This is a genomic window from Acrocarpospora sp. B8E8 (genome assembly GCF_039871605.1).
Classification (GTDB): domain Bacteria; phylum Actinomycetota; class Actinomycetes; order Streptosporangiales; family Streptosporangiaceae; genus Acrocarpospora; species Acrocarpospora macrocephala.
In genome coordinates, this window is the sequence record NZ_JBDPLV010000030.1 from 63,315 (window position 1) to 82,478 (window position 19,164).

Annotated in this window: 19 protein-coding genes; 7 read left to right on the forward strand and 12 right to left on the reverse strand. The window is 70.0% G+C overall.

Annotation, left to right across the window (positions count from 1 at the left end; genetic code table 11):
- Window positions 1-53 precede the first annotated feature (53 nt).
- Complete coding sequence (locus tag ABGB08_RS27230; protein ID WP_347595134.1) at window positions 54-626, reverse strand: MarR family transcriptional regulator; 573 nt, start codon at window positions 624-626, stop codon at window positions 54-56.
- A gap of 321 nt (window positions 627-947) precedes the next feature.
- Between ABGB08_RS27230 and ABGB08_RS27235 the strand changes: the two genes are divergently transcribed.
- From ABGB08_RS27235 to ABGB08_RS27265, 7 genes are all read left to right on the forward strand, one after another.
- Window positions 948-2,012, forward strand: coding sequence for an ABC transporter substrate-binding protein (locus ABGB08_RS27235; protein ID WP_347595137.1), 1,065 nt, complete (start codon window positions 948-950; stop codon window positions 2,010-2,012).
- Between the two features lie 65 nt (window positions 2,013-2,077).
- Window positions 2,078-3,226, forward strand: coding sequence for an acyl-CoA dehydrogenase family protein (locus ABGB08_RS27240; protein ID WP_347595140.1), 1,149 nt, complete (start codon window positions 2,078-2,080; stop codon window positions 3,224-3,226).
- 13 nt (window positions 3,227-3,239) lie between these two features.
- Window positions 3,240-4,166 carry an SDR family oxidoreductase gene (locus ABGB08_RS27245; protein WP_347595143.1) on the forward strand — a complete coding sequence of 309 codons (927 nt, stop codon included), beginning with the start codon at window positions 3,240-3,242 and terminating at the stop codon, window positions 4,164-4,166.
- Complete coding sequence (locus tag ABGB08_RS27250; RefSeq protein WP_347595146.1) at window positions 4,159-5,313, forward strand: thiolase; 1,155 nt, start codon at window positions 4,159-4,161, stop codon at window positions 5,311-5,313. The genes ABGB08_RS27245 and ABGB08_RS27250 overlap by 8 nt, the downstream gene beginning before the upstream one ends.
- Window positions 5,310-5,735, forward strand: coding sequence for an OB-fold domain-containing protein (locus ABGB08_RS27255; protein WP_347595149.1), 426 nt, complete (start codon window positions 5,310-5,312; stop codon window positions 5,733-5,735). The genes ABGB08_RS27250 and ABGB08_RS27255 overlap by 4 nt, the downstream gene beginning before the upstream one ends.
- Window positions 5,728-7,869 (forward strand): acetate--CoA ligase family protein, encoded by a 2,142-nt coding sequence (locus tag ABGB08_RS27260; RefSeq protein WP_347595152.1) that lies wholly within the window; start codon window positions 5,728-5,730, stop codon window positions 7,867-7,869. Before ABGB08_RS27255 ends, ABGB08_RS27260 begins: the two co-directional genes overlap by 8 nt.
- Window positions 7,866-8,345, forward strand: a complete 480-nt coding sequence (locus ABGB08_RS27265) for a MaoC family dehydratase (RefSeq protein WP_347595155.1) — start codon at window positions 7,866-7,868, stop codon at window positions 8,343-8,345. Before ABGB08_RS27260 ends, ABGB08_RS27265 begins: the two co-directional genes overlap by 4 nt.
- Window positions 8,346-8,356: 11 nt before the next feature.
- Here the strand turns inward: ABGB08_RS27265 and ABGB08_RS27270 are convergent, their stop codons facing one another.
- From ABGB08_RS27270 to ABGB08_RS27320, 11 genes are all read right to left on the reverse strand, one after another.
- The gene (locus tag ABGB08_RS27270) at window positions 8,357-8,908 is read right to left on the reverse strand and encodes an SDR family NAD(P)-dependent oxidoreductase (RefSeq protein WP_347595158.1); all 552 of its coding nucleotides are present in this window, start codon (window positions 8,906-8,908) and stop codon (window positions 8,357-8,359) included.
- Window positions 8,905-10,599: a class I adenylate-forming enzyme family protein gene (locus ABGB08_RS27275; RefSeq protein ID WP_347595161.1), complete on the reverse strand. Its 1,695-nt coding sequence runs from the start codon at window positions 10,597-10,599 to the stop codon at window positions 8,905-8,907. The genes ABGB08_RS27270 and ABGB08_RS27275 overlap by 4 nt, the downstream gene beginning before the upstream one ends.
- Window positions 10,600-10,622: 23 nt before the next feature.
- Window positions 10,623-11,534: an enoyl-CoA hydratase/isomerase family protein gene (locus ABGB08_RS27280; protein ID WP_347595164.1), complete on the reverse strand. Its 912-nt coding sequence runs from the start codon at window positions 11,532-11,534 to the stop codon at window positions 10,623-10,625.
- Window positions 11,527-12,648 (reverse strand): CoA transferase, encoded by a 1,122-nt coding sequence (locus ABGB08_RS27285; protein ID WP_347595167.1) that lies wholly within the window; start codon window positions 12,646-12,648, stop codon window positions 11,527-11,529. The genes ABGB08_RS27280 and ABGB08_RS27285 overlap by 8 nt, the downstream gene beginning before the upstream one ends.
- The gene (locus ABGB08_RS27290; RefSeq protein WP_347595170.1) at window positions 12,648-13,805 is read right to left on the reverse strand and encodes a CoA transferase; all 1,158 of its coding nucleotides are present in this window, start codon (window positions 13,803-13,805) and stop codon (window positions 12,648-12,650) included. Before ABGB08_RS27290 ends, ABGB08_RS27285 begins: the two co-directional genes overlap by 1 nt.
- Complete coding sequence (locus ABGB08_RS27295; RefSeq protein WP_347595172.1) at window positions 13,798-14,613, reverse strand: SDR family NAD(P)-dependent oxidoreductase; 816 nt, start codon at window positions 14,611-14,613, stop codon at window positions 13,798-13,800. The genes ABGB08_RS27290 and ABGB08_RS27295 overlap by 8 nt, the downstream gene beginning before the upstream one ends.
- A gap of 40 nt (window positions 14,614-14,653) precedes the next feature.
- Entirely contained in the window at window positions 14,654-15,445 is a 792-nt protein-coding gene (locus ABGB08_RS27300) for a CoA-transferase (RefSeq protein ID WP_347595175.1), read from the reverse strand.
- A gap of 1 nt (window position 15,446) precedes the next feature.
- A complete protein-coding gene (locus ABGB08_RS27305; protein ID WP_347595178.1) occupies window positions 15,447-16,289 on the reverse strand; it encodes a CoA-transferase in 843 nt (280 codons plus the stop codon).
- Entirely contained in the window at window positions 16,282-16,845 is a 564-nt protein-coding gene (locus ABGB08_RS27310) for a MarR family transcriptional regulator (RefSeq protein WP_347595181.1), read from the reverse strand. The genes ABGB08_RS27305 and ABGB08_RS27310 overlap by 8 nt, the downstream gene beginning before the upstream one ends.
- A 72-nt stretch (window positions 16,846-16,917) precedes the next feature.
- A complete protein-coding gene (locus ABGB08_RS27315) occupies window positions 16,918-18,081 on the reverse strand; it encodes an acyl-CoA dehydrogenase family protein (RefSeq protein WP_347595184.1) in 1,164 nt (387 codons plus the stop codon).
- Window positions 18,078-19,160: a nitronate monooxygenase gene (locus tag ABGB08_RS27320; protein ID WP_347595187.1), complete on the reverse strand. Its 1,083-nt coding sequence runs from the start codon at window positions 19,158-19,160 to the stop codon at window positions 18,078-18,080. Before ABGB08_RS27320 ends, ABGB08_RS27315 begins: the two co-directional genes overlap by 4 nt.
- Between the last annotated feature and the right edge of the window lie 4 nt (window positions 19,161-19,164).

Consider the following 19,164-nt stretch of genomic DNA (forward strand, 5'->3'; position numbering starts at 1 on the left):
AGACCGACGTTCCTACGCCGTGATCGATCTCGACTGGTGCTGTCGCTGGTCGGCTAGGCGTCAGCGCTCCGCCGCGTGCTGCGTCGACGTCTGGGGCGGTGGTCCGCTCGCGGGCCGAGCCGGGGCCAGGCTCGTGGATCGATCTCGGCGAGCTTCCACAGCGCCGGCAGCGCGGCCGCGAGTGCGACTCGTTCGTCCTCCGGCAGTGCGGCTACGCGAATGGCGAGCCACTCGTTCCTGAGGCGCTGGCTTCCGGCGAGGGCGTCGCGGCCCGCGTCGGTGATGCTCACCAGGACCTGTCGCAGGTCCTCGGTCCCATTGTGCTTGCGGACGAGGCCGGCCTTGGCCAACCTGCCGACGATCTCTGTCATCGTCGAGACAGCACGGCCGTCCGCCGCCGCGAGCTCGGTGATCGGCAAGGCGTCCGTACTGGTGAGCTGACTCAGAACCAGGCTTTGCGGAGCGGTGAGCGGGGTTCCGGCGTTCGTCTCGCGCAGCCTGCTTCCGATCAACGTCAGTGGAATCCTGGCCACGGATCCGATCTCCTCGGCGGTGAGCGCGGCCGGATTACGCTCAAGGACTGCCGCGATCACCGTTCCGCTGTCGTCGCCGTTTTGCGGACTCATTACTTCAGTCTATTCACGCGGCGTCGACCGCGGCTACGTGGAACACCCCCTCGGGGACCATCTCGCGGTCCGAGGACCCGGCCCGTGTCGGGCCCTCGTTGACCGTGCCGCCACCCCTGTGCCCGACAGATTGGCTGGTCCGCCCACTCTTGACATTTGGTTCGGGGCACGTAACAGTTGCACATGGTTCGGGTACCGAAGCACATCGGCGCCGACGCCGCAGGCCTGGCGGTCAACACGATTCGCCGGTGAATGGGGCCATCAAGTTCCCACGCCACGATCAGTCAGTCTCGGGGGATTTGGCGCTCTTGGAGAAAAACAGTGAAGACGCTTCAGCACAATGGATTTACGCGCGCGGGCGGCGCATTCGCGGCGATGATGGCAGCACTGGTGGTCGCCGGTGCATGCTCGGCAGCCCCCGAGGCCGACAGCAGTACGGCGGTCACCGTAGGCATCAGCGGCGCGGTGAGCGACGCGCCGTTCTATCTGGCTGACGCGCTCGGCTACTTCAAGCAAGAAAACCTGGATGTCGAACTCAAGAACTTCGCCTCGTCCAGCGACATGATCGCGCCGCTGGGCACCGGCGACCTTCAGGTCGGGGCCTCGGGGCCGACAGCGGCGCTGTACAACGCCATCGAGCGGGGCGTCAAGGTCAGAATCGTCGCCGACAAAGGCAGAGTTCTTCCCAAAACCAGCTTCGAGGCGATCCTCGTCGATAAGCGACTGTTCGACAGTGGCACGGTCAAATCGATGAAGGACCTGAAAGGAAAAGTCGTCGCGGATTACGCGGAGAGTTCGACGACGTCCGCGTTCCTCAATGCCGGCCTCGAGGGTGCGGGTCTCACGCTCAAGGACATCAAACGGACCTACCTCACGGGTTCCCAGCACCTCGCGGCCCTGCAGAACGGCAGCGTGGTGGCCAGCGTGACACCGGAGCCGTTCGCCACCGCCGCGGTGGACAGCGGTTTCGCGGTCCGGCTCCCCGAGTCGGACACGATCTATCCCGACCAGCAGACCAGCGTGGTCCTGTTCGGGGAACGTTTCGGACAGGAGTCCGCGGCCCAGCGCTTCATGAAGGCGTACCTGCAGGGAGCACGCGCCTTCAACGACGCGATCGGGGCGGACGGCAAGCTGACCGGCCCCAAGGCGGACGAGGTGATCCGGATCTTGTCGGAGCGGGCGTCGACCCCGGCGGAGACGCTGCGCAAGATCGTCGTGAACGGCGTGAGCCCCGACGGTGAGCTCAACATGTCGAGCCTGCAGCGAGACCTGGACTTCTTCAAAGCGGGCGGTTGGCTGACGAACCCGTCGATGACGCTGCAGGACTCGGTCAATCCTTCCTTCGCTCAGCGCGCCGCCCAGGAGCTTGGCCCCTACCAGGGCTGACCTCCGGCATAGCGCCCACGACGACTCGATTCTCCCGGTTTATCCGGTTGAGGAGGTATTAGGTAGTGCGCAGATCCCTCTTCGAGCAGGACCACGAGGACTTCCGCGGTCTGGTTCATTCCTTCCTCGAAAAGGAGTTCGCCCCCAACGCCGCGGCCTGGACGGCCGCCGGGCTCATCCCGAAGAACGCCTATCGCCGCGCCGGCGAGCAGGGGCTGCTCGGCACGGCCGTCCCGGTCGAGCACGGCGGCGGAGGCGTCGACGACATCCGTTTCCCCTACGTCCTCATGGAGGAGGCCGCGAAGCTGGGCGCCCCCCTCGGGGGCATCCCGGTGCACCTGTTCGTGACGACCCCCTACTACCTGTCACTCTGTACGCCGGAGCAGGCGGCACGCTGGCTGCCGGGAATCGCCTCGGGCGCGCTGATGACATCCATCGCCATGTCCGAACCAGGCACCGGTTCAGATCTCGCCGGAATCCAGACCACGGCCGTGCGCGACGGTGACCACTACATCCTCAACGGCGCGAAGACCTTCATCACCGGCGGGATCAACGCCGATCTCGTGATCGTCGTCGCCCGGACGTCGGCGGATCCGGAAAATCGCCGGCACGGGCTGACCCTGCTCGTCGTCGAGGACGCGATGCCGGGCTTCACCCGCGGCCGCAAACTGGAGAAGCTCGGGTTCCGCGCGACGGACACCGCCGAACTCTTCTTCGACGAGGTCCGCGTTCCGGTGGCCAATCGGCTGGGCGAGGAAGGGCGGGCGTTCGAGTACCTCACCTCGAACCTCGGGGTCGAACGACTGCAGATCGCGGTCGCCGCCGTGACCCAGGCCCGGGCCGCCATCGACACCACGATCGAGTACGTGCGCAATCGCGAGGTCTTCGGCGGGAAGCTGTCGCGGTTCCAGAACACCAAGTTCGTCCTCGCGGAATGTGAGACCGAGTTCGAAGCCGCGCAGGTGCTGCTCGATCGCGGCATCGAAGAGCTCCTGGCCGGACGGCTGGACGCCGCCGACGCAGCCAAGATCAAGCTGTTCTGCACCGAGGTGCAGGGGCGCGTCGTCGATCGCTGCGTGCAACTGCACGGCGGCTACGGCTACATGCTCGAATACGACATCACCCGCCTGTACGCCGATGCCCGGGTGACCAGAATCTACGGCGGCTCCAGCGAGATCATGAAGCTGATCATCGCGAAGTCCCTCGCCCTTTGAGGAGATGACAATCATGTCGCAGGATCGACCGGCCAGGGTGGCCGTGGTCACCGGCGCGGGGCGGGGGATCGGCCGCAGCCACGCGCTCGAGCTGGCACGCCGCGGAATCGCGGTCGTGGTGAACGACGTCGGCAGGGCCGAGGACGGCCACGCACTGGCCGAGGAGGTCGTCGAGGAGATCCGCGCCTCCGGCGGCCTGGCGTCGAGCGACACCGGCGACGTGTCCGACTGGGACGCGGCCGGGCAGATCGTCGACGGAGCGATCTCGACGTTCGGGCGGCTGGACGTCGTCGTGAACAACGCGGGCAACCTGCGCGACCGGATGTTCGTCAACCTCTCGCCCGAGGATTGGGACGCCGTCATCGCCGTGCACCTGCGCGGCACCTTCTGCGTCTCCCGGCGGGCCGCCGAGCACTGGCGGGGACTGCACAAGGCGGGCCGGCCGGGGTCGTGGCGTCTGATCAACACGACCAGCGGAGCGGGGTTGTTCGGCAACATCGGACAGGCGAACTACGTCGCCGCCAAGGCCGGGATCGCCGGGCTGACCTTGGCCTTGGCCGCGGAGCTCGCCCGGTACGGCGTCACGGTCAACGCGATCGCCCCGATCGCCCGGTCCAGGATGACAGAGACGCTCTTCGCGAGCCAGATGACCGACGGCGATGACTTCGACCGCTACGACCCCCGGCACGTATCCAGGCTCGTCGCATGGCTGGCCGGCGAGACATCTCAGGATGTCACCGGCCGGGTCTTCTCGGTCACCGGCGGCCGGATGGCCCTGCTCGGCGGCTGGACGTTCGACGTCACCGTGGAGCAGGAACGGGAGTGGGAAGGCGCCGAGCTGGACGAGCTGATTCATGGGCTGCTGGAGCAGGCCCCCGAGCCGGTACCGGTGCGCGGCACGGAGAAGGCCGAGCTGAAGGTGGAACGCGCGAATGCCTGATACCCGAAGAGAACCGGTGATCGTCGGGATCGGCGAGTCCGAACTCGGCAAGGTGCCCCACCTGAGCCAGCGCCAGCACCATGCCCTCGCCGCCGCCCGGGCGCTCGACGACGCGGGCCTGACCATGGCCGACGTCGACGGATACATCTGCGCCAACGAGCGGCTTCCTGACATCGCCGAGTATCTGGGTGTTCAGTACCGCTACCTCTCCGGGGCGTGGACCGGCGGCTCGTCCTTCGAATACCACGTCCAGCACGCGGCGGCCGCCATCCGGGCCGGATACACGGACACCGTTCTCGTGACGTACGGGTCCGACCTGCTGAGCCGGTCCGGGCGCAGCCTGGGCACCGGCCCCGCCACCGCGGGCGAGCCCGCCACCTGGGGCCAGTACGAAGCCGCGTACGGCAACACCACGGTCGGCTCCTACGCATTGATCGCACAGCGGCACCAGCACGTCTACGGGACATCCCCGGCGGCGATGGCGCAGGTGGCGGTGGACATGCGGCACCACGCCGGGTCCAATCCCGACGCCATGTACCGGGACCCCATCACCGTGGACGACGTGCTGGGATCCCGGATGATCGCCGACCCGCTGCACAAGCTGGACTGCTGCGTGATCAGCGATGGCGGCGGAGCCATCGTGATGACGACCCGTGAACGGGCCGCCGACCTGCCCGCCCAGCCGATTCACATTCTCGGCACCGGCACGGCGCAGACCCACTGGAATCCCATGCAGATGCCCGACTTCACCAGTTCGGGCGCGGTGCGCGCGGCACGTGACGCCTTCGGCGAAGCCCGCCTGACCCCGGCTGACGTGGACATGGCGATGCTCTATGACAGCTTCACCATCACGGTGCTGATGCTGCTTGAGGGAATCGGCTTCTGCGCGCCCGGCGAGGCCGGCTCCTTCGTCCAAGAAGGCAACATCCGCCACGGTGGCCGGCTCCCGGTGAACACCGACGGTGGCGGGCTTTCCTCCTGCCACCCCGGCCTGCGGGGGATCTTCCTGCTGACCGAGGCCGTGCGACAGCTCCGCGGGAAGGCCCGGCTCCAGGTGCCGGACTGCTCGGTGGCGCTGGCCGCCGGGTCGGGCGGCTGGCTGTCCTGTATCGGAGTCACACTGCTCGGAAGGGAACCCATCCGATGATCGACGTCGTCGACGCGATCGGCTCAGGCCTGCCCGTGCCCGAGGTCGACGCGGTATCGCGACCGTTCTTCGAGGCCCTGGACCGCGGCGAGTTCGTACTGCAGCGCTTCCCGGACGGCCGCTGGCAGCACTATCCGCGGCCGCCCGAGCTGTACCCGGTCGATGGGCGGCCGGACTTCCAGGCGGCGTCCGGCCACGGTGAGGTGCACACTTTCACGATCATCCGGCAGTCCGGTGTGCCGTACCACAAGGCACGACTGCCGTACGTCGTCGCGATCATCGAGACCGCTGAAGGGGTCCGCTTGATGGGCAACGTCACGGATGTGCCGGTCGACGATGTGACCATCGGCATGCCGGTGCAGGTCTACGGCGTGCGTGTCGCGGAAGGTCTGGCCCTGCCGTTCTGGAGGCGTCGTGGCTGAGGTCGTGGCCGAGGGAGTCCGGCCTGGGCTGGCGGCCCTGCTGAACCCCGCGTCGGTCCTGCTGGTCGGGGTGAGCAGGCCGGGCGCGGGAAAGAGCAGGGTCGGCGGATACGCGGTGCTGCAGAACCTGCGCCGAGGAGGGTTCACCGGGCGGATCTCGCTTGTGCACCCCGCCGGTGAGCCTATTGACGGGATGCCGGTGGTACCCACGATCGGCGAGCTGCCCGAGCCGCACGACCTGGCGGTGATCTCGCTGCCCGCTGCCCGGGTCAGCGGCACGGTGGCGGAATGCGCCGCCGCCGGCATCCGCGCCTTCGTCATCCTGAGTTCCGGATTCGGCGAAACCGGCACCGTCGAAGGCCGGCGACACGAAGCCGAGTTGCGTGAGCTCGCCGCGGCCCACGGCCTGACGATCTGCGGGCCGAACAGCCTCGGGATGGTGAACCTCGGAAGCGGGGCCTGGGTGGGGAACTTCGCCTCGCTCGAGTCCGCGGACCTCGTTCCGGGCGGGCTCGCCCTGGTCAGCCAGAGCGGTGCCATCGCCGGCAGCCTGGCCGCGCGGGCGGCGGACCGGGGGGTCGGACTGTCGCATATCATCTCGACCGGAAATGAGACGGTCACGACCGCCGCGGATGTGGTCTCGGCCCTCGTGCACGACGACGCCGTACGCGTCATCTCGCTCTATCTCGAAGGCGCCCACGACGGGCGGGCCCTGGTCGAGGCGTGCCGGGCGGCGCGCGAAGCCGGCAAGCCGGTCGTCGTCTACAAGGTCGGCGAGACCGACGTGGGGGCCAGGGCGGCCATGAGCCACACCGCGAAGCTGGCCGGCTTGCCCGCGCTCTACCGCGGCGCTCTGGAGCAGGCCGGCGCGGTGCAGGCGGTTTCCCTGGACGACCTGATCGAGACGCCGATCGCTTTCCTGTCCTGGCCGGGTCCGATCGAGACGCCGGTGCGCCGGGTGTGCGTGATCAGCATCTCGGGTGGACTCGGTGCGGTGACAGCGGACGCCTTGGTGAAGGCTGGTCTCGACGTCCCCCTGCTCGCGGAGTCGACGCAGGAGGGCCTGCGGGCGCTGGAACTGCCGCTCGGCGCGATGACGAACCCGGTGGACACCGCGGGCGCGACCCAACGCCGCCAGGACGTGTTCGAGCAGGTCGCCAAGGTCGTCGCCGCCGACCCTTCGGTCGACGCCATCGTCGTCCCCCTCGCGTCCCGGTTCCGGGCCGCCGCCGAGACCACGACGGACGACCTGCTCGCCGCCGCGTCCGCCGCCGGCATCCCGCTCCTGGTCGCGTGGTACAGCGGTTCGGACAACGCGGAGTTCGTCGGCCGGCTCCGTGCGGCGGGGACCGTTCCGTGCTTCGACAGCATCGATTCCTGCGTGCGGGCGCTGCACGGATGGAACCGGGTCGCCCAACCGCCTCCCCGTCCTGAGACCGGCGCCGGATCCACCGGCCGGGTCGAACTCGACACGGCGCTGACCGGTGTGCTGGACGAGGCGGACTCCAAGGCCCTCCTCGCGGAGCACGGCCTGCCGCTGCCACGTGAGGGCCGGGCCCGAACGCCCGGGGAGGCCCGCCGGGTGGCCGAAGAGATCGGCTACCCGGTCGCGGTCAAGATCGTCTCCGCGGACGTGCCGCACAAGGCGGCCGCCGGCGGCGTCCGGCTCGGTGTGGCCGGACCGGACGAGCTCGACCGTGCGTTCCGCGAAATCCTCGAATCTGTACGGACTGCCGTCCCCGGCGCCGACCTCGACGGGGTCCTGGTGTCCGAAATGGTGGCACCGGAGCGCGAGCTGCTCGTCGGCGTCCACGGGGACGACACCTTCGGGCTCGTCCTGGCGCTCGGAACCGGCGGCTCGCGTGTCGAAGAGCTCGCCGACGTCCGGTTCCGGCTCCTGCCACTCGGCCGGGCCGAGATCGACGCGCTCTGCCGTTCGGTCCTCGGGCACGCTCAGCCGCAGGTGGTACGTGACGTCGCCGAGGTCGTCGCCAGCGTGGCGGCCTTCGCCTGGGGCGCGCGCGAACGGCTGCGGGAACTCGACGTCAACCCCTTGGTCGTCACCACCTCCGGGGCTGTCCGCGCATTGGACGCGGTCGTGCGCCTCGACCCGGAGAGAAAGGAATCAGGATGAGCGCGGATGGCACGGTCCCGAAGCCGATCGTCGCGAAAGGCGTCCAGGGGGCGCTGGATCTCGCCGGCAGGGACCTCGGCTGGTCGGAGTGGATGCTGGTGGACCAGGACCGCGTCGACCGGTTCGCCGAGGCGACCGGTGACCATCAGTGGATCCACGTCGACCCGCAGCGGGCCGCGAACGGCCCGTACGGCGGCACCATCGCCCACGGTTACCTGACCCTGTCCCTCATGCCGATCTTCATGGGCCGGCTCCTCGCGTTCGAGGGCTTCTCGATGGGGGTCAACTACGGCACCGAGAAGGTGCGGTTCCCGGCGCCGGTACGCGTCGGCAGCCGGGTCCGAGGTGGCGCGGTGGTCGGCACGGTGAAGGAGGTGCCGGGCGGCGTCCACCTGGAGACGACCCTCACCGTGCAGGTCGAGGACGAACCCAAGCCCGCCTGCGTCGCCGTCCTCCTGTCCCGGCGTTATGTCTGACCCGCTCGTGGTCACATGTCCCTGCCGCCGGTGACCTCGAGCACCGCGCCGGTGATGAACGAGGAGAGATCGGAAGCCAGGAAGAGCACGGCGTTCGCCAGTTCCCTGGGCTCGCCGGCCCTCCCGAGCGGGGTCTCGTCGACGCGCTTCCGCCACGCTTCCGGCGACATGGCGGCCGCCCCCGGGGTGCGGAAGAGGCCGGGCCGCACGGCGTTCACCCGGATTCCGAAGGGAGCCCACTCCTTCGCCGCGGATTTCGTCAGGCCGATGATCCCGGCCTTGGCGGCGGCGTAGTGCGCCTGGGCGACGCCGCCGGTCTTGGCGACGATCGAGGAGATGTTGACGATCGCGCCCCTCCGCTGTTCCCGGAAAGGCCCGGCGACCTCGCGCATCATCAGCCAGGCTCCCCTGAGATGGACGTCCAGGACGCTGTCCCACTGGTCCGGCGTCATCTTCCGGAGGGCGCCGTGCGCGGCGAACTCCTCGGCGATCGCCTGGCCCAGCCCCTGGGCGGCGCCCGTCACGATGACGCCGCGATGCTCGAACGACGTACCGACGGTCATGACGCCACCTCCGGACTGAGCTCGGTGGATTCCGGCGCCGCGTCGACGATGTCGATGTCGCCCGCCTTCTGCCACGTCGCCAGGAGCTCTGCCTTGCGGACCTTGCCCTGGGGGTTGGTGGGGAGGAGTTCGGTGCGGATCCACCAGCGGGTGGGGACCTGGAACCTGGCGAGATCCCCGGACACCTGGGAGCGGAGGTCCTCGGCGGTGACGGTCGCGCCGTTCCTGATCACCACCACGGCGCCGACCTGTTCGCCCAGCTCCGGGTGGGGCAGCGGAAGAGCGGCGGCTTCGACGACGGCCGGCAGGGCCACCAGCGCCTCCTCCACCCGCGCGGAGGCGATGTTCTCCCCGCCTCGGATGATGATGTCCTTGCTCCGGCCGGACAGGTAGAGGTGCCCGTCGTCGTCGAGGCGGCCGAGGTCGCCGGTGTGCAACCAGCCGTCCGCGTCGACCGGGGATTCCTCCTCGGGCAGGAATCCGCTCATCAGTCCCGGGCTGCGGGCCAGGATCTCGCCCACCCCGTCCTCGTCCGGGTTCGCGATACGGATCTGGGCGACCGGCATGAGCCTGCCGACGGAGCCGGGACGCGCGGCCAGCTCTTTCGCGGTTCCCATCGCCAGGAGCCCGCCGGTCTCGGTCATGCCGTACAGGGAGTTGGCGCCGCCGCCCTTGAGGTCGGGGAACGCCTCCCGCACCCGCTCGTTGAAGCCGGCCGGCGCGGCCGAGCCGCCGAGCCCGATGGAGCGCAGGCTGGAGGTGTCGTGGCGGGCGAAGTCCGCGTGCTCCAGCACGCGCACCACCATGGCCGGGACCGCTCCCCAGGTCTGCACCCGCTCCTGTTCGATGAGGCGGAGCACCTCTCCGGCGTCGAAACGTCCCGGCTGGTAGACGAGCCGGCCTCCGGTGAGGAGCGGGCTCATCAGCACCTGGATGCCCGCCAGGTGGAACAGGGGGACGGTCATCAGGCTCACCGTGCTGGGGTGGTCCTCGGGGAGGTCGGTGGGCAGCCGCCTGCTCCTGCCGAGGAGGTTCTGCAGGTTGTTCACGACCGAGCGCTGGGACAGCACGGTGCCCTTGGGGGTTCCGGTGCTGCCGGAGGTGAAGAGCACCAGGGCCGGGGCGTCCTCGTCGAGACAGGGCAGCGGGAACTCCGGCGCCGGCCCGCCGTCGAGCAGGGGAGTGACCTCGTCGAGGCCGGCGGACGGAACCCCGCCGGGAACCCGGTCAGCCGTCGCCTGATCGGTGATCACCAGCTGGGGTGCGATCTTCTCGATCAACGCGGACGCCTCGGGGACGCTCCACCAGGCGTTGCCCAGCACCACGACCGCGCCGAGCAGGTGACAGGCCCAGTAGCAGACGCCCAGCTCAAGCCTGTTGCGGGCCAGCAGCATCACCCGGTCGCCGGGGCCGATCCCCTGATCCCGCAGCCATGCGGCCACCCGGACGACGGTCTGCTCGTGTTCGGCGAAGGTCAGCCGGTGCCGGCTCTGGACGAGGTGGATCCGGTCCGGCCATCGGCGGCTGTCGAGCAGCAGCTCCGCCACGGACCGCCGCCGGTCCCGGTACACCGGGGACGGCCGGCCGCGGACCTCCTCGGTCACGACCTCCCGCCCCCAAACGGGCCGGCGGGGCACCCCGACGATGGGGCCCTGTGCGGTGAAGCCGGACTCGGCTGAATGCGCGCTCATCGCGAATACTCCCCGTACGCTTGTCAGTTCGAGGGCGTCGGCTCGGTGAACCAGGCGTCCCTGTTCCGGTAGGCCTGCTTGGTCCCGGCGTCACGACGCTCGCGGAAGAAGTTGAACTCGTCCTTCTCGAACGACAGGTTCGTGCCGAGGGTGTGCCCGACATAGCCGCGAGTGAACTGCTGGGTCGCGCCCAGGGAGTCGAGCGCCATCTGGTGGATCGCCTTACCGGTGATGAGCGCGTCCTTCGGGTTCCTGGCGACCCGCAGGGCCCACTCCTCGGCTGTCGGTTCCAGGTCCTCCTCGGGCACCGAGATGTTGGCCAGGCCGATCCTCGCCGCCTCGATCCCATCGAACTCCGAGCCGAACAGCATCATCTCCCTGACCTTCTTCGGGCCGTACTGCAGGAGCAGCGTGTTGAGATGCCAGGTGTTGCCGGCGAAGCCCAGGCGCTGCTCGGCGTGGCTGAACCGGGCCGTGTCGGCGCAGACGACGAGGTCCACGAGCTCCGCCAGGTAGATGCCGAAGCCCACGCAGTTCCCCTGCACCTGGGCGATGACGGGCTTCATGGCGTACTGGAAGGCCATATAGCCTTCGGCCAGGCGCCGGTCGATCTGGAGCCGGGCCCGCTGGCTCAGCCGTACGTGCCTTCCGTTCGCGTCCTTCTTGTCCAGCTGGTAGACCTTCACCACGTCGTCGTAGTCGTGCCCCACGCAGAAGGAACGGCCGCGGCCCTGGAGAATGATGACCTTCACGTCGTCGTCGTCCTCGGCCTCGTGCAGCAGGTCCGTCAGGAGTTCGGCGTCGGCGAAGGTCAGCGCGTTGCCCTTCGCCGGCCGGTTGAGAATCAACCGCGCGATGGGACCGTGCTTTTCGAGCAGGACCGGGTCGTCGTGCATCGGGGTGCCTCCAGTGGTTCTCGTGGGCGTCTCAGTCATGGGCGGATTCGGGTGCCGCGACGGTCAGCGCGTCGACGAGGCCGGCTTGGTGTTCGCGGAACACCCGCGATCCGGAGGCCCAGGGGCGGCCCGGGATGCGAAGGGCCTCGCCGCTGCTGGTGATCAGGTGGTCGAAGAAGTCGCGGTGGCGCCGCAGCTGCGCGTCGTCCAGCACCTCCTCGACGGCGCGTACCGGCGCGACCGGGACGGCGTACTCCTGGGCGAGCCGTTGTAACTCGTCCCTGGTCCTGCCGAGCAGCCACGGGCTGATCAGCTCGTCGACCTCGTCCGGGTACTCGATGGCGATCGCGTAGAGGTCCTGGTAGCGCTCCTGCCGCGACCACTCGGGGTTGCCCATCATCGCCAGGAGGCTGTCCCACTCCCGCGCGCTCCGGCAGATCATGGCGACGTAGCCGTCCTTGCAGGGGAAGAGACCGAAGGGGAAGCGGCCACCCGAGCCGGGGGCGCGGCGGCCCTCGCGGCGCAGCGGGATCCCGTAGTACGCGGCGACCGCGCCGTAGATCCGCACATAGGACGCGAGCACGTTCGTACCGGCGATCTCTATCAGCCGTCCTTCGCCCGACTCGGCCACCGCGTTGAGCGCGGCGGCGGCCGCGGCGGCGCCGTGCAGGCCGAGCTGGGTGGCTCCGATCCCGTAGGGGAGGGACAGCGGCTCACGCCGGGGATCGCCGACCATGTACATCAGACCGCTGAGGGCCTGCATGCTCATCTCTCCGGCCGCGCCCGTCCTGTCGCCGTCGTCCCAGCCGACGGCGGAGAGCCGGACGTAGCACAGTCTCGGCGCGCGCCGGTGCAGCGTGGGCCAGTCCAGGCCTCTTCGCTCGAGTTCGCCCGGCGGCAGGTCGGTGACGAACACCGACGCGTAGGGGAGGAGCTCCCGCAGCAGGATCGCGTCGCTGCCGGTCTTGCGTGTGATGACGTCCTTCCCGGCGTCCAGGTAGAGGCGGGCCGCCCTGGGCAGTTCTGCGCGGCGTGCCTCGTCCTGCACCGCGACGACGTCGCCCCCGGCGTCGGCCAGCAGCCTGCCCGCGAAGGCGGCGGCCCTGGTGCGCCCGACCTCGATCGTCAGCGTGCCGTCGAGCATCGCGCCCATCAGTGGAACACCCCTTTCTCCCGATAGCCGGCGTACGTGCCCTCCGGCAGGTACCGGCTGTAGACCTCGTCGTTGTGCTGTCCGAGGCACGGCGCGGGCCCGGACACCCGCGCCACGACGTGGTCGAGATGCCACGGCACACTCGTGACGCGCAGCTCTCCGATCAGCGGATGCGGGTGCTCGACCCGCTGGAGGAAGCCCAGCTCGGCGAAACGCGCGTCCCCGGCGACCTCGTCGGGGGTGAGGACCGGAGCGCATTCCAGGCCGCGCTCGCGCAGCCTCCGCAGCAGCGTCTCGCGGTCCGGCCGGCCGTGCGGTGTCCGCTCCTCCTCACCGGCGTCGCCCGCGGCGGCCACCCAGGAGTCCTCGCCGTCCGCCCGCAGGAGCGACCAGCGCTCTCCGGACGGACCGACGTTCCCCCGGGGCGACGGCGTGCCCAGGTCGAGTTGCCGCTCGACGAAGGCCTCCCCGATGAGGGCCACGCACGCCTCCGTCTGCGAGATGTCGACATGTTGCCCGCGGCCGGTGTTCCGCCGGCCGTAGAGGGCGGACAGGGCCAGGAAGACGCCGTTGAACGTGCAGTTCAGGTCGGCGAGCGCCAGCGCGGACGCGCCCATCACCTCGCCGTCGTCGTAGCCGATCAAGCCTTCGATGCCCGCGAGCGAGGTCATGACCGGCGCGTAGGCCCGCTGGGTCCGCAGCGGTCCGGTCTGCCCGTAGCCGCTGGCGGATACCACGACGAGCCGGGGGAACTCCGCCAGGATGTCCGCCACGGGCATGCCGAGCCGCTCCAGCCAGCCGGGGGCGAAGTTCTCGATGAACAGGTCCGCGTCGCCCAGGAGACGGCGGAGCAGGTCCTTCCCCTCCGGTGTCTTGAGGTTGAGCGTGATGCTCCGTTTGCCCGCGTTCGCCTCGTGGAGGAGCTGGAAGGCCTCGTGGGCGGGATACCCCTCCGGATCGGTGGGCCGGGGGACTCGCGCCCTGTTCACGTCCGGCTTGGCCCGGGACTCCACCTTCACGACATCGGCGCCCAGTTCCGCCAGCACTCGCCCGATGAGCGGCGCGGCCACGCCCGTCGTCACCTCGACCACCCGCAGGCCGTGCAGCCAGCCGAGTTCCTCGAAGACGCCGTTCTCCCGCCCTCGCTGCTCAGACATCGGCCGCCGCCCGCGCCGTCTCGGCATCGATCTCGTCGAGGAGGTCCTGCGAGCGCGCTATCCGGCCGCTCATTCTGGCGGGATCGGCGCTGCACAGGGCGAGCGCCGCCCGGGCCATGACGTCCGGGCTCTCGGATCGGGGATCGCCCGCACTGGTGACGCCGTGGAAGATGGTTCCCGGGGTCGGGACGACCCTGGCCGGTCCGAGGGCGTTCACGGCGATGCCGCTGTGGTAGACCTCGGCCGCGAGGCCGGTGGAGAGGCGTTCCAGGGCGGCCTTGCACATGCCGTAGACCGTGCTGGTTCCCATCGCGCCCCAGCGGCTCGGCGGTATGCGCGGATGGCGGGCGACATCCGAGGTGATGTTGCAGATCCAGCCTCGGCCGCGCGCCTTCATACCGGGCAGCACGAGCCTGCTCAGGTGCAGGGGAGCGTGGACACCGATGGCGAACATCAACTCGGCCTGCTGCGACCCGAAGTCCGCGACGGGGGTGAAGTAGGTGACGGCGGCGTTGTTCACGAGGATGTCGACCTCGCCGAACTCGCGCTCGGCCTCGCGGACCAGTCGTTCCCGCTGTTCCGGCCGCGCCAGGTCGGTCGCCACGGCGATCGCCCGGCCGCCCGCGTCATTGATGGCGGCCACGGTCTCGTCCAGCGTGCCGGCCAGCCGGCCGGGGCTCTCGCTGGTCGATCGTGCCGCGGCCACGACGGCGGCGCCCTCGGCGGCGAACACCTTGGCGATCTCCGCGCCGATGCCTCGGCTGGCCCCGGTCACGATCGCGACAGACCCGTTCAACTTTCCACTCAAAAAACTCTCCTTGGTGAACGATGGTTCGTCAGCCACCCGGTCAACGCCGCAGCACGCCCGTCCGGTCGATCACGGTCCTGAGCAACCTCAGCTCCGCCTCCGTCGGAGCCGGGGACTCGCCGACCTCGTCGTGGACGAGGAGGTCGAAACCGGTGCGCTCCCTGATCTCCGCCAAGGAGGACCAGGGGTGCACGGTCCGCACCCGCATCGAGTGGTCGTCCGCCGCGAAGTCGAATGTGCCGAGCGGGCTGATCAGCAGGCTGGGACCGCGCCCGGGCAGGCCCAGCCGCTCACGTTCCCGTCCGGTACGGCCGAAGCCGACGGCGGAGACGAAATCGACGACGGGCCGGAAGCTCCTGGTGGTGTGCTCGTGCATGACGATGAAGAACTCCCGCGCGTGCGCGGCGAGCACACTCGCGCCGATCGCACCCGGCCCGCGTACCTTCGGCTTCGCCCAGTCGCCGGCGGCGACGGTGTTGAGATTGCCGAACCGGTCCACCTGGATGCCGCCCAGGACCGCGAAGTCGAAGGTCCGGCGGCTCCAGTCGATGAGATCGACGTTGTCGGTCAGGTCCAGCAGCGCTTCCGCGTCCTCGATCAGCGCCTCGTCCGCGATCGGCTTCAGGTCGTGCGGGCGCGGATTGACCACCCCCGAAGGGCCGGACATGAACCAGAGCCCGGGAGCCGTGGTGAGCCGCGCGAGCGCGCATGCCGCCGCCGCCACCTCCGAGCGCGTCCCGAGGATGCCGACCGCCTCGTCGCTGAGCCGGCGGGCGAGCAGCACGGCGAAGAACTCCTGAGTGGACACCGCGCTGATCCCGGTCGTTCCCATCTCACCTCACCTCGGCTTCGACACGGCCGTGGACATGGCGGTCCAGATATTCGGCCCGGCCCCGTTCCGTCGTGGCCAGACGCGCGTACTCGGCCAGGTGGGCGAGGTCCGGCCCGTAGAGACCCTGGCTTCCGCACGGATGCGCCGCCCTGGCCACCGGCACCACGACGTCGACCATGAACCCGGGGATCTTCGTGAGCTTCGGGTTCCGCCGCAGCTCTTCATCGCCGACCAGGTCGTCGACGGTGGCGATCACGGTGCGGGCCGCTCGCGCGATCAGCTGGTCGAAGAACGTGGCGCCGAGGAACTGGAGGTTGCCGTACTCGTCCCCCCGCTGCGCGTGGACCAGGGCCACGTCCGGTGTCGCGGCCGGAACCGCGAAAAGCCGCTGACCCTCGTTGAAGGGGTGGTCGAAGGGCCGGTACCACTCCGGGTTGACGCTGGGCAGGTCCGTGCCGAGGTCGTGGATGAGGCCGAAGGGCAGGTCGTCGGCCGCGGCGCGCAGCGACGCCGCGAGGCCCGGCCCGTCGATCTCCGACACGTGGAGGGTGCCGTCCTGGACGGCGGCGCGGAAGGCCGGGGCGAACCCGAACTGCTCCATCGTGATGAAGGGGGTGGCGATGCGGTCGACGCACCCCGCCGCGATCAGCACGTCGGGTCCGATGGCTCCGGGGCTGCTCACCAGGTGGAGCCCACGGGTTCCGCCGCGGATGACGGCCCGCAGCACGGCCATGGGGGTGTTGTAGAAGGTCCAGCCGCCCAGCGCCACCACGCTGCCGGACTTCACCAGCGCGGCGGCCTGCTCGGGCGAGGCCACTTTCGAACGGCGCGGACTCTCAGCCATGCGCACCTTCCACCCCGTTCGCGTTTCCCCGCGGCTGCCGGTACGGCTTCGCGGCGAGGCGTGGCCAGATCTCGGGATCCAGTTCGGCGAGCTTCCACAGCGCGGGCAGGGCTGCCGCGAGCCGCTCCTGCTCGGGGCTGCTCAACGACTCCAGCCGGTCCACCAGCAGGGACGTACGCGCTTCGACAACCGTGCTGAGCCGGCGCCGGCCCTCCTCGGTGATGGCCACCCTGACCTCGCGCCGGTCCTCGGCGGCGACGGTCTTGGTGACCAGCCCGGCCTCGGCCAGCCGGCCGACGACCTCGGTCATCGAGGAGACGGCGAGCTCCTGCGACTGGGCCAGCACGGAGACGGTCAGGGCGTCCCCGGCCGAGAGCTGACTCAGGACCCGGGCCTGGGCGGGGGCCATCGGCAGGCCGGCGGTGCGCACGCGCAGCGTATGGCCGAGCGTGGTGATCGGGATGCGCAGCGCCCGCGCCGTCTCGTCGACGGTCAGTTCCTCGGGCGGGCGGGCCAGCAGTTCGCCGAACCGGTAATTATCAGGTTTCTGAATCATCGCAAATTATCTCGGGTGCCGAAGTAAGTTTCAACATGAATGGGCTCAACAATTCCAGGCGATTTCGTCAAACTATGTGTTGTGGGCGTAATGGCCGGCGATGGCCCGGCCTATGCTCAGGCGCTGGATCTCCGAACTGCCTTCGAAGATCTCCAGGACCCGCTGGTCCCGGTAGGCCCGCTCGACGGGGTGCGGCTTGGCGTAGCCCTCCGCCCCGAACACCTGCAGCGCCGTGTCCACCGCTCGGTGGGCCACCTCGCTCGCGTAGAGCTTGGCCATCGACGACAGCCGGCGATCAGGCCCGCCGTCCCCACCGCTGCGGGCGGCCTGCCAGGTCATCATGCGGGCCGCGGACAGCTCCGCGGCCACGTCCGCCAGCCGGAACGAGATGCCCTGGTTGTCGATGATCGGGCCGCCGAACGCCTCGCGCGTGACGGCCCGGTGGGCGGCGAGCCGGAAGGCCGACTCGCCGATGCCGCAGGCGAGCGCCGCCGCCAGGACCCGGCCGGTGTTGAGGGTACGCAACGCGAGAGCCAGGCCACGGTCCTGATCGCCGACCTGGCGATCCGGCGGCACCCGGCAGTCGATCTTCAGGTTGCTGGTGGTCGTCCCGCGCAGCCCCATCTTGTCCTGGTAATCGTCGATCACCAGCCGGTCGCCGTTCCGGTCGAGGAGGAAGGCGGTGAGCTTCCCGCTGGAGCCGGCCTTGGCGAACACGGTGTAGCGCGTGGCCGGACCGCCGTTGCCGACCAGCCATTTCTCGCCGCGCAGCGCCCAGCCCCCGTCCCCGCGTGCCGCGGACGTCCGGACATTCGAGGGGTCCGAGCCGGAGTGCCGCTCGGTGAGGGCGAAACCGATGGCGTGGCCGGCGGCGACGTCCGGCAGATAGGTGCGTTTCTGGTGCTCGGTGCCCGCGTAGAGAACCGGCAGGGCCCCGATCGCATAGGAGCTCCAGATCGTGCACGTCGACGCGCACACGCGCGCGATCGTCTCCGCCACGGCGCACCCCGTGGCGAGCGACGCGCCTTCGCCGCCGTACTCCCGGGGGAGCATGAGTCCCGTCAGTCTGCCTGCCTTGAGCTGTTCGACGTTGTCCCACGGATATTTCCCGGAGGCGTCGATGTCGGCGGCGCGGGCGGCGAAATGATCCACCGCCAGGCGCTCCGCCACCGCCTGCCACCGTCGCTCGTCCTCGTTCAGCTCCGGGGTCCACGTGATCCCGCCGTCCCAGGTCATTCGGACTCTCCTTCACCCTGCCGCGCCGGCGCGGTCCGCCGGATCTCCGGGACGAGCCGGGCGGCCTCGGCGGCCATCCGCGGCACCAGGTCCCGCACGGCGACCAGATCGTCGATGCCGCTGGCGACCTGGCCCAGCAGGACCAGGCCGTCCCCGACGTCGCCGTCGAGCTGCGCCCGGCGCATGGCTTCGATCTTCTCCGCGGGAGTGACCCGCTCGCCCTCTTCGCCCCGCTTCTCGATCGACGAGGAGCCCGCGTTGCGGAGCACCCGGCACGGTCCGAACACGCCGTCGAGCACGAAGTCGTCGCCCTCGCCGGCGGCCAGCACGGCTGTCGCGTAGTTGGGGTGCCAGTCGATGTTGTCGACGGTGGCCGCGAACCGGGTCCCGAGGGCGACGCCGTCGGCGCCCAGGCACAGCGCCGCCGCGAGCCCTCGCCCGTCGCGTACGCCGCCGGACAGGAGCACGGGCACGGAGACGGCGTCGGCCACGTTGGGGACCAGCACGAAGGTGTGCATGCCACTCGTCGGCGCGTGCCCGCCCATCTCCAGTCCGGAGGCGATCACGGCGTCGACTCCGGCCTCGGCCGCCTTGACCGCGTGCCGGGTCGATCCGACCTTGTGCTGGTGGATCAGCCCCTCATCGTGCAGTCGCCTGGTCAGACCCTTCGGAAACCCCGCGGAGGTGGTGAGCACGCGCAGCTGACGCGCCAGCCCGGCGTCCGCGCGACGGGCGGCCAGGACGGCGTCGATGTAGATGCGCGAGAACTTGGCGATCTCCCCGTCGCTGCCGCGGCCCACCGGCACATTGACCGCGAAGACGGCGTCGGTGAGGCTCGCGCACGTCTCGATGTGCTCGCGGAGCCGGCGGGCGCCCGCATGGAGATCGCCAGCCGTGCCCGGGACGCTGACGGTGCCGAGTCCGCCCGCGTCGCTCACCGCGGCGGCGAGCCGTGCGGTGGTGAAGGGCCCCATTCCCTCCTGGACGATGGGGTGGCGGATTCCGATCAGGTCGGTGTACCGGGTGCGGAGCGGAGCGTGGGCATTCCCGGGAGGGCCCTGCGCCTGGTTCCGAGGCATTGAG

Coding starts and splice junctions, on each gene's coding strand:
- ABGB08_RS27230 (WP_347595134.1), bottom strand. CDS start 626: ATGAGTCCGCAAAACGGCGACGACAGCGGAACGGTGATCGCGGCAGTC.
- ABGB08_RS27245 (WP_347595143.1), top strand. CDS start 3,240: ATGTCGCAGGATCGACCGGCCAGGGTGGCCGTGGTCACCGGCGCGGGG.
- ABGB08_RS27250 (WP_347595146.1), top strand. CDS start 4,159: ATGCCTGATACCCGAAGAGAACCGGTGATCGTCGGGATCGGCGAGTCC.
- ABGB08_RS27255 (WP_347595149.1), top strand. CDS start 5,310: ATGATCGACGTCGTCGACGCGATCGGCTCAGGCCTGCCCGTGCCCGAG.
- ABGB08_RS27265 (WP_347595155.1), top strand. CDS start 7,866: ATGAGCGCGGATGGCACGGTCCCGAAGCCGATCGTCGCGAAAGGCGTC.
- ABGB08_RS27270 (WP_347595158.1), bottom strand. CDS start 8,908: ATGACCGTCGGTACGTCGTTCGAGCATCGCGGCGTCATCGTGACGGGC.
- ABGB08_RS27275 (WP_347595161.1), bottom strand. CDS start 10,599: ATGAGCGCGCATTCAGCCGAGTCCGGCTTCACCGCACAGGGCCCCATC.
- ABGB08_RS27280 (WP_347595164.1), bottom strand. CDS start 11,534: ATGACTGAGACGCCCACGAGAACCACTGGAGGCACCCCGATGCACGAC.
- ABGB08_RS27285 (WP_347595167.1), bottom strand. CDS start 12,648: ATGGGCGCGATGCTCGACGGCACGCTGACGATCGAGGTCGGGCGCACC.
- ABGB08_RS27290 (WP_347595170.1), bottom strand. CDS start 13,805: ATGTCTGAGCAGCGAGGGCGGGAGAACGGCGTCTTCGAGGAACTCGGC.
- ABGB08_RS27300 (WP_347595175.1), bottom strand. CDS start 15,445: ATGGGAACGACCGGGATCAGCGCGGTGTCCACTCAGGAGTTCTTCGCC.
- ABGB08_RS27305 (WP_347595178.1), bottom strand. CDS start 16,289: ATGGCTGAGAGTCCGCGCCGTTCGAAAGTGGCCTCGCCCGAGCAGGCC.
- ABGB08_RS27310 (WP_347595181.1), bottom strand. CDS start 16,845: ATGATTCAGAAACCTGATAATTACCGGTTCGGCGAACTGCTGGCCCGC.
- ABGB08_RS27315 (WP_347595184.1), bottom strand. CDS start 18,081: ATGACCTGGGACGGCGGGATCACGTGGACCCCGGAGCTGAACGAGGAC.
- ABGB08_RS27320 (WP_347595187.1), bottom strand. CDS start 19,160: ATGCCTCGGAACCAGGCGCAGGGCCCTCCCGGGAATGCCCACGCTCCG.